8 protein-coding genes are annotated in these 9,542 nt (G+C 54.7%); 2 read left to right on the top strand and 6 right to left on the bottom strand.

Features of this window, described 5'->3' with window-relative positions:
• Positions 1-134 precede the first annotated feature (134 nt).
• Both QMX84_RS14460 and QMX84_RS14465 read right to left on the bottom strand, forming a co-directional pair.
• A complete protein-coding gene (locus tag QMX84_RS14460; RefSeq protein WP_282364109.1) occupies positions 135-1,442 on the bottom strand; it encodes a replication protein in 1,308 nt (435 codons plus the stop codon).
• 126 nt (positions 1,443-1,568) lie between these two features.
• Positions 1,569-1,787: an AlpA family phage regulatory protein gene (locus QMX84_RS14465; RefSeq protein WP_222276907.1), complete on the bottom strand. Its 219-nt coding sequence runs from the start codon at positions 1,785-1,787 to the stop codon at positions 1,569-1,571.
• A gap of 91 nt (positions 1,788-1,878) precedes the next feature.
• Between QMX84_RS14465 and QMX84_RS14470 the strand changes: the two genes are divergently transcribed.
• Entirely contained in the window at positions 1,879-2,820 is a 942-nt protein-coding gene (locus QMX84_RS14470) for a LuxR family transcriptional regulator (RefSeq protein ID WP_282364110.1), read from the top strand.
• A gap of 132 nt (positions 2,821-2,952) precedes the next feature.
• Entirely contained in the window at positions 2,953-3,807 is an 855-nt protein-coding gene (locus tag QMX84_RS14475; protein WP_282364111.1) for an SEC-C domain-containing protein, read from the top strand.
• 287 nt (positions 3,808-4,094) lie between these two features.
• Here QMX84_RS14475 and QMX84_RS14480 read toward each other — a convergent pair whose 3' ends face one another.
• The 4 genes from QMX84_RS14480 to QMX84_RS14495 form a co-directional block, all read right to left on the bottom strand.
• Positions 4,095-5,306 carry a site-specific integrase gene (locus QMX84_RS14480; RefSeq protein ID WP_282364116.1) on the bottom strand — a complete coding sequence of 404 codons (1,212 nt, stop codon included), beginning with the start codon at positions 5,304-5,306 and terminating at the stop codon, positions 4,095-4,097.
• Positions 5,307-5,612: 306 nt separating this feature from the next.
• Positions 5,613-7,190, bottom strand: a complete 1,578-nt coding sequence (gene guaA, locus QMX84_RS14485; protein WP_282364112.1) for a glutamine-hydrolyzing GMP synthase — start codon at positions 7,188-7,190, stop codon at positions 5,613-5,615.
• Positions 7,191-7,293: 103 nt separating this feature from the next.
• Positions 7,294-8,763 (bottom strand): IMP dehydrogenase, encoded by a 1,470-nt coding sequence (guaB, locus tag QMX84_RS14490; protein ID WP_048367064.1) that lies wholly within the window; start codon positions 8,761-8,763, stop codon positions 7,294-7,296.
• 131 nt (positions 8,764-8,894) lie between these two features.
• Positions 8,895-9,443: a sugar ABC transporter ATPase gene (locus QMX84_RS14495; RefSeq protein ID WP_282364113.1), complete on the bottom strand. Its 549-nt coding sequence runs from the start codon at positions 9,441-9,443 to the stop codon at positions 8,895-8,897.
• Positions 9,444-9,542 lie beyond the last annotated feature (99 nt).

Consider the following 9,542-nt stretch of genomic DNA (forward strand, 5'->3'; position numbering starts at 1 on the left):
GCCTTGATCCAACGCGTGGAAGGCTCTGCCATTAGTAATACGCACGGACTTTGAACAATTGGACCATCGGCCTGGACGGGCCGTCGTCAAAGCGCGGGGGCTTCGCCATTAGTAATACGGACGGACTTGGTACACTAAATCTCCGATGTGTTTATGTACCTGGACACTGCCATAACTGATACACCCATTAGCCTAGCGATAGTCCGTACGCTCAACCCCTCGCGCCTTAGAGCCTGTGCCTGTGTTTGCTTGGTTTTAGCGGTATCAAGGTAGGTTTGTCGGTCTACTGAACCGGCAGCTCGCCTACGAAGCTCGTGGCGCCTCCTATCGCGCTCTGCAGCCTCGACCCGACTGACAATGGTCTTGAGTTGGCGTTGTTCGTCGGCAGTGATCCCGAACAGGTTGATAAGGGTGTCGTTCTTCGGCGTGTACAGCGGCGCGTAGTCCTTGCCGCCAAAGCTGACTTTCTCCCCGGCCTCGTAGGCTTTGGCCCTGCTGAACAGGGTCATAAGCTCTTTCGAGCGGCTATTCCACTGTGGATCAAGTTCGCGGGCCAGCGCGGCCGCTTCGTGGTACATCTGCTTGCTGTTGGTCGCCCCGGACAGCAGCAGGAAATTCAATCGCCAAAACAGGTGCTGCATCCGGCTGCCTTCACCGACACCACCGCGCAGCTCGGCCAGCTTGCGCAGGTCTTCCAGCCGATCCCACGCGAGCTGTCGGCCGGAAAACCCGCGCAGATTGTCAGCTTTGCTGCCGGGCACCAAAAGGAAACGCTTACCCGTTGCGCGCTGTTCGGCCTGTTTCTGTTGCTCCTGCCGTTGCTGCTCGATAGTCCATCGGGCTGCCGGTAGCAGGGCCTCGGCCAGATACTCGAAGTTGTAGCGGATCGGCTGACCATCAAGGCCGCTCTGGACGTGAACCACGCGGCAGACTTTGCCGCTCTTGCTGTTGACCGTCTCGACGGTACGCAGCACGCGGCTGGCGTCCTTGGCCATTGGGTCGGCCCCGACGTGCGCGAGGCGATCCACAAGGTAGCGTTGGCAGGCGTTCCAGCGGGGTAGGGCCTGTCGTGGAATGGTGCCCTCCAGCAACCATTTGGCCTGTATGCCCCGGCCGCTGTAGATCAGCACGGACGGCGGCGGCAAGCCCTCTTCGGCGCAGAAGTATAGGACGGACGCGGCCAGTTGGTCAGGCGCTCGCCCAGCCAGCGCGGGCACGCGGTAGGTGTCGAGGTCGGCGAACAGCAGGCCAAGCCGCAGAAGATTAACGACTCGCCGATTGGGTCGGATAAACTCTGCCTGGGACATCCACGTGTCACGTTTTTTGTCCAACAAACTGAGCACTTTTGGCATATCAGCCAAACGATGAGAGGACTGGCGCTTTTCACCTTGGGAGTCGACGAGCAACGAAAAAAAACCGGCTCTCGTCCTATCGTGGTACATCTGCGCTTCGTCCTGAGAGCTGAAAAGCGCAAGCTGTAAACTTGCGCTTTTCAGCTCTACAAGGTCGTTTGCAGTGTCTGAGTAAGGACGCGATGTCGACCTTGTCTCAGGCCTGAACCCCACCGCTCAGACTGCCATTCCTGGCCTAGGAGCGGGGCCGGACTCCCTGCATGTATCAATCCACTCCTCTATCTCGGCTAAATCCCACACGACCTTGCGGCTACTCACCGCAATTCGACGTGGAAATTTACCCTTCATTTCAAAGTTATAGATCGTGCGCTCACACAGCGGGATCATCGCCAGGAGTGTCTTTTTGTCGATTAGTTTTTTGCTCGATGAATGCATAGCTAGGCCCTATCAGTCACAGCGAATGTGTGCCTGATCGTGCCTTTAGGTGCCTATTGCTTCGACAGAATGATTGGCTAGAATGGTTGACATGAAAAAACAAACGACCATAGCTATTTGGGAGGGGTGTGATGCCTCCGTCGCAGAGGCCCTTCACCGATTCCTTGATCGCTGGGAGCCCTACTCCACAGCATCTAAACGCTATCCGATCGTTCGTCTGGTCGAAGAGCTTATCGACCCTGCCGTGGCGTCATATGCCGAAACGCTTCCATCGCGTTATCAGGACCATATACCCGGGGCAGGAACGAATGTAGCGTTCAGCGCGATTATCCAGCTTGTTGGCATTGCCGCTATGGTGCGCCTACAGCGTCAGCTGCTACGAGCTTTTGTTCTGACTCACGACAAGCAGTCGGGGGATGATCGCTGCTTCATTGCGACGCTTGAGACGTTGATAGAACTGGTGCTGGCATGTAAGCGCAAGCAGCCGTATACCAAGGATATGGACGGTTTGAACGGTCAACGCTTGAAGGGGTTTTGTAGATTCTGCGGCGCGCGAGCAGAGCTAGCATTGTTCGCAGAAGGTGAAGGTCAGCGTGACATTGATGAACACCTACGCCTGAGCAACCTGTACTGCACCACCCACCGCCCAAAGACACCAGATGGACGCTGGAATCCGGCATACAGGCAAGCAATGAGATCTGTAGCGCAGTTCGACCTAGAGCTGGCCAGATTGAGCAGACAATGCGCGATACGAGCAGAGCCTAAGGCAAAGTCAGGTGACGAGCTCGTCGACGCTTATATCTTTCGATACATGCTTAGCCAAACCCTGCACCTAGCGGACGAAGCGGAGTTAAGAAATCTCGCTCGATTAATGGTGGACATGAAGCTGACAGACCGAAGAAAGCAAATCCTCGTACTGCAAAAACTTGGCTTCAACCAGTCAGAAATTGCTCGCAGACTGGAGATCGAACGCCAAGCAGTATCCAAAACTCTTCGCTCAATTCCTGATTGCTTTCGACTTTCGACAGCATGAGTAGTTTAACACGCGCTGCTACAAATATTGACAATCAGTATATTTTTTAAGAGCACACTTATCAATGCCGAAGCCACACGCCAATAAAATATTAAGCACTCACAATTCAAAAATCCTTAAAGAGATATAATTATGTCCAGCACTAAACCAGGGCGAAATAAGCCGTGCCCTTGCGGCTCCGGGTATAAGTATAAATTTTGCCACTATGCAATCGATACAACCAAACCAGAACGTCCCACAAAAAATATTTTCAATATTAGCTCCGAAGGGCACGAACTCCTATACTCGCTCATGAATATTTCTCGGCAGGCGGATATACCGCTACACGAACTATGCATGGAAAACGGGCTGTATTACTTCAAAGACATAACAATAGCTCAATGGGAAAAAATCACTGAATCCTTTGCAAAGGATTCGTCATCCACAATGAAACTATTGCAGAATGCTTGGGAGGAAACAAACGATGCCGAGTATTTCAATAGAATGCTTGAAAACTGCTCAAATATAAGCCCGCTTATAAAGAAAAGAGAAAAAACAATTTCTCAAATTGTGACCAGCCATTTCAGCGAAATGTATGAGATCGCCATCCCTGCATCATTCATGGTGATCGAGGGACTTTTTAGAGAGTACAACAACATCTCATTCGAGGCGAATCAAGGGATAAGTTACAAGATCAATCTTGAGCCTTATGAAAACACAATGCTTTACGCTGACATGTCCGCAACCTTATACTTCACAAAGTTCCTGAATAAACTTATGACAGGTAAGCCTGGTGACACCTCGATTCATCGAAACCCTGTTATGCACGGCGCAGACAATGAATTCCCCACCAAGCGAAACTCGCTATTACTCTTGCTCACCATATTTGAATTCGCAAGACTAGAAACATCTTTAAAGCTTTGGCCACCGAAACCGGAAACCAAGGACGGAAAACACTTCCTGAACGGATATGAAATAAAAATGAGAGAAAACTTTAATCCAAAATAAAGCTAGTCGCGATCCAGTTCCGCCAGACTAGGACAATCAACCATTAATTTCAATGGTTAGCAGTGAACTATTCCCGCTTGACCTGCGTAGCTGCGGCAATCTTCGTCAGTTCGAAAATCTGCAATCATTTGTTAGCAGTCAATCTTAAATTACTGCTTCCCCCTCTGCCATGCGTGCGACCGGTCATATCCAACGCAGATGACTGGTCAACACCGATGAGGACCACTTTTTAGGTGTAGTGCAACTCCCTATCAAGTAATTAGCTGAAAAGAGAGCGACCTTCCAAGCTACCCATTTATTTTGCGAGGTTTCTTCAGCGTCCATTCATCGAGCATATCGGCCCAATCCTGCAACATCGCTCGCCGCTGATCCCGGTACTCGGCCTTGTTGTAAACGGCTCGAACGCCTTTCTGCTCATGCGCAAGACACTTCTCGATCCAGTCAGAGTTGTAACCCGCCTCATGCAGCAGCGTGCTAGCTGTGCGGCGTAGGTCGTGGGGGCCGAATTTTCCTAGCGGCACCCCCTCCTTTTGGGCAAGGCGATAGGTCAGTGTCAGTACCTGGTTGATAGTGGCGGCACTCATTGGCAAATCGGAGTCGTAGCGTGACGGCAAGATGTACTCAGAACCTCCGGCCAAAGTTTTCAACGCAATGAAGAAATCCAATGCCTGCCGGGACAGAAACACCAAATGAGGGTTTCGGCGCTTCATCCGCTCTTTGGGGATTGTCCATAGCGCCTCGCTGAAATTGATTTCACTCCACGTCGCATTGGTCAGCTCGCTTTTGCGCACCATCGTCAGCAGCAGGAGTTTGGCTGCGGCACGAACCGAAGTTGCTGTTCCGATCCGATCCATGTACTGGTACATCAGCGAAATTTCATCAGGCGTCAGCGCCCGATCACGTGGCTCAAATTTGGCGATGCTGGCAGACCTCACTAGGTCCGCCGGGTTTTCAACCTTATGGCCACGCTCAATGGCCCAGCGAAAGACCTGTAGCACGATCTCACGGGAGTGGACAGCAGTTGCAGGCGCCCCCCGCTCCACTATCGCATCAGTCAGCGCCCGCAGATCCTCATGAGTGATTTCAGCCAGCTTCTGATTGCCAAACTTCGGCTTCAATTCGCGTTCGTAGACTGATCGGCGCATATCGCGTGTCGAATCCGCCATCTGATAGCCGCGCAGCCATTTTTCTGCCCAATCATCAAATGTCTCAGCCCCTTTGGTGCGCGCCTTCGCACGCGCCTTCTCCTTAGCAGGCGACTTGCCTGCGGCAATCATCTTCTTCGCCTCCCCTAGCCTCTCACGCGCCTCCGCCAGAGTTATTCCCCCTAAGCCATAACGACCGAAGGTGACAGTCTCCTGCCGGCCATTTATGGAATAGTTGTAGCGAAAGGAGATTGAGCCGGCAGGTGTAACCGCCACGTACAAGCCATCGCGGTCAATCACCTTGTAGAGCTTGCCTTGCGGCTTGAGGTTTCGGAGCTTGGTATCAGTGAGCATGGCTTTGACTTTTTCCATGAAAAAATACCATGCTCTGAAAAGCACGGAAGAATGGGGTTTCCCCCAGTAAAACCAGGCCTCCTGGCTATCTCGATACCATGCCCGCCCTGATGAGACGGACATGGTATCAAGCATCATGCATGGCATCGGTTGCAGTTAGTGCCCCGTACCATGCCATAAAAAATACATGCTTGGCGATGCAAAACGCTGCCCGAACTTGCCAGACCCAAAAACCCAAAAGCCCGCAATTACGCGGGCTTCAGGGCATTTTTTGCTAGATAGTGCCGGGCAGTGCCGGACGCGGGATCATTCCCACTCAATCGTCGCCGGTGGCTTGCTCGATACGTCGTAGGTAACGCGCGAGATGCCTTCGATTTCGTTGATGATGCGACCACTCACGGTTTCGAGCAGTTCGTAAGGCAGGTGAGCCCAACGCGCGGTCATGAAGTCGATGGTTTCTACGGCACGCAGGGCAACTACCCAAGCGTAACGGCGGCCATCGCCTACAACGCCAACCGATTTAACCGGCTGGAACACGACGAAGGCCTGGCTGACTTTGTGGTACCAGTCGGCTTTGCGCAGTTCTTCGATGAAGATGTGGTCAGCACGACGCAGCAGGTCGGCGTATTCCTTTTTCACTTCACCCAGGATGCGCACGCCCAGGCCCGGGCCCGGGAATGGGTGGCGGTAGACCATGTCGTACGGCAGGCCGAGTTCCAGGCCCAGACGGCGGACTTCGTCTTTGAACAGCTCGCGCAGGGGTTCTACCAGCTTGAGGTTCATTTCTTCCGGCAAACCACCTACGTTGTGGTGCGACTTGATGACGTGGGCTTTGCCGCTTTTGGCGCCAGCCGATTCGATCACGTCCGGGTAGATGGTGCCCTGCGCCAGGTACTTGATGTTGTCCAGTTTGTTGGACTCGGCATCGAATACGTCGATGAAGGTGCGACCGATGATTTTGCGCTTTTTCTCGGGGTCGTTTTCGCCAGCCAGGTTGTTCAGGAACTGGTCGGCAGCGTTGGCGCGGATCACTTTAACGCCCATGTTCTCTGCGAACATGGCCATCACCTGGTCACCTTCGTGCAGGCGCAGCAGGCCGTTGTCGACGAAGACGCAGGTCAGTTGGTCGCCGATGGCCTTGTGCAGCAACGCTGCTACTACCGAGGAGTCAACACCGCCGGACAAGCCCAGCAGGACGTTGTCAGTGCCAACTTGAGCACGGATGGTGGCGATGGCGTCTTCCGCGATTTTCGACGGAGTCCACAGGGCATCACAGCCGCAGATGTCGAGGATAAAGCGCGACAGGATGCGACCGCCCTGCTTGGTGTGGGTCACTTCCGGGTGGAACTGCACGCCGTAGTAAGCACGTTCGTCGTTGAACATGCCGGCAATCGGGCAGCTCGGGGTGCTGGCCAGAACGTGGAAGTCGGATGGCATTTTGGTGACCTTGTCACCGTGGCTCATCCACACGTCCAGACCGAACACGCCGTCTGCGTCGATGTGGTCTTCGATGCCGTCGAGCAGGCGGCTTTTGCCGACCACGTCTACGCGGGCATAACCGAATTCACGCAGCTCGGAACCTTCAACCTTGCCACCCAGCTGTTCAGCCATGGTCTGCATGCCGTAGCAGATACCGAAAACCGGCACGCCGAGGTCAAATACCGCTTGCGGGGCACGCGGGCTGTTGGCTTCGTGTACAGACTCCGGGCCACCGGCCAGGATGATGCCTTTAGGGGCAAATTCGCGGATCGCTGCGTCGTCCATGTCGAACGGGTGCAATTCGCAGTAAACACCGATTTCACGAACGCGACGGGCGATCAACTGGGTGTACTGAGAACCGAAGTCCAGAATCAGGATGCGGTGAGCGTGAATGTCGAGGGACATGACTAAATCTCGATAAATTTCAGAAACGACACGGGGCTGAATCAAACAGCCCCGGTGATTTAATTCGTATCGCACCCGGGTTGGAGCCCGGATGCGACCACTATCAACCTACGCGATAGTTAGGTGCTTCTTTGGTGATCTGCACGTCGTGGACGTGGGATTCAGCCATGCCAGCGCCGGTGATGCGCACAAACTCGGGCTTGGTACGCATTTGCTCGATGTCGGCGCTGCCGGTGTAACCCATCGAGGAACGCAGACCGCCCATCAGTTGGTGAATGATCGCGGTGAGCGAGCCTTTGTACGGTACGCGACCTTCGATGCCTTCCGGCACCAGCTTCTCGGCACCCGCAGAGGAGTCCTGGAAGTAACGGTCGGAAGAACCCTGGGACTGCGACATCGCACCCAGCGAACCCATGCCGCGATAAGCCTTGTACGAACGGCCCTGGAACAGTTCGATTTCGCCCGGTGCTTCTTCAGTACCGGCAAACATCGAACCCATCATGACGCAGGAAGCACCGGCCACGATGGCCTTGGACAGGTCACCCGAGAAACGGATGCCACCGTCGGCGATCAACGGTACGCCCGAGCCTTCAAGGGCTGCGGCCACGTTGGCAATCGCGCTGATTTGCGGAACGCCAACACCGGCAACGATACGGGTGGTGCAGATCGAGCCTGGGCCGATCCCGACTTTAACGGCGTCAGCGCCAGCTTCTGCCAGGGCCAAAGCCGCAGCACCAGTGGCGATGTTGCCGCCAATGACCTGTACCTCAGGGAAGTTCTGCTTGACCCAACGTACGCGGTCGATCACGCCTTTGGAGTGACCGTGGGCGGTATCAACTACCACCACGTCAACGCCAGCAGCTACCAGGGCTGTGACGCGATCTTCGGTGTCTTTGCCAGTACCGACAGCAGCGCCTACGCGCAGACGACCTTGGTCATCCTTGCTGGCCAGCGGGTACGCCTTGGCTTTTTCGATGTCGTTGACGGTCATCATGCCTTTAAGGGCAAAGCTGTCGTCGACGATCAGCACGCGCTCGATGCGGTGCTTGTGCAGCAGTTCACGGGCTTCGTCCTTGTCGGCGCCTTCCTTGACCGTGACCAGACGCTCTTTAGGCGTCATCACTTCACGAACGGTGGCTTCCAGACGGCTTTCGAAGCGCACGTCACGGGAGGTCACGATGCCGACCAGGTCGCCATTGTGCAGTACAGGTACGCCGGAAATATTGTGCTGGCGGGTCAATTCGAACAGTTCACGCACCGTGGCGTCAGCTTCGATAGTGATGGGCTCTTTAACCACACCGGCTTCGTAGCGTTTGACCTTGCGCACTTCGTGAGCTTGCTGCTCGATGGTCATGTTCTTGTGGATGATGCCGATGCCGCCTTCCTGAGCCATGGCGATTGCCAGACGGGCTTCAGTGACGGTGTCCATTGCGGCGGAGACCAGCGGAATATTCAGTTCAATGCCACGGGTCAAACGAGTCTTTAGACTGACTTCGTTCGGAAGAACCTCGGAATAACCGGGAACGAGAAGGATGTCATCGAAGGTGAGTGCTTCTTGGCTGATACGCAGCATCGCTGGGGCTCCCGAGCGGGAAAATGGAAGCGCGCCATTGTACTCAAAACACCTGTGGCTCTCAACGGAAACCTTTAGAGAGTTTTGCGCTAAAAGCCATGATTTATTGACCCGCGAGGCAGAAAAAGCCCTTACAACTCGACTTTGACCCACGCCACCGGCTGATCCAGCCAGTCGGCAAACTCGTCGAGGAAGCTCTGCTTGAACCCCGCCTCGGCCCAGTTATTGAAAATAAACCCCAGGTTGGAGAAGCCGCACGGCTGCAAAAACAAGAAGCCGTTGATGTCGTCTTCATGGCCACACAAAGGGCAAACAAAGTTGTCCGTGTGCCCTGGCATCCATTCTTCGAGGCTGTCGAACAGCGCTTCGCCGACTTCCTTGCGGCACTCGGCGCAGCCTGCTTCTTCCAGAAAACCTTTGACCGGCGTGTAGATGCAACGCTTGGTGACGATCTCCAGACCGTTGATCGGCTGGCCGAACGGCAGCGCTTCAGGGTGCAGCACCACACTGGCGGCACCCGGCGCGATGGCATAGGCCATGGCGCTGCCATTGCGCCCGCACGTGCTGAGCTCTTCTTCAATGATGTTTTTACGCACCAGCCAGCGCACGATCGCGCGGGCACGCGGCTCATGGACCGGCAAGGTGGAGATTTTAGGAACGATGATGCTTTGCGAATTCATGGGTACGGCACATATAAGAAAAAAGAAAACAAACACCGTAGGAGCGAGCTTGCCTCGCGATCTTTTGATCGTTTAAAAGATCGCGAGGCAAGCTCGCTC

The organism is Pseudomonas sp. PS01297 (genome assembly GCF_029959305.1).
Lineage (GTDB): Bacteria > Pseudomonadota > Gammaproteobacteria > Pseudomonadales > Pseudomonadaceae > Aquipseudomonas > Aquipseudomonas helleri.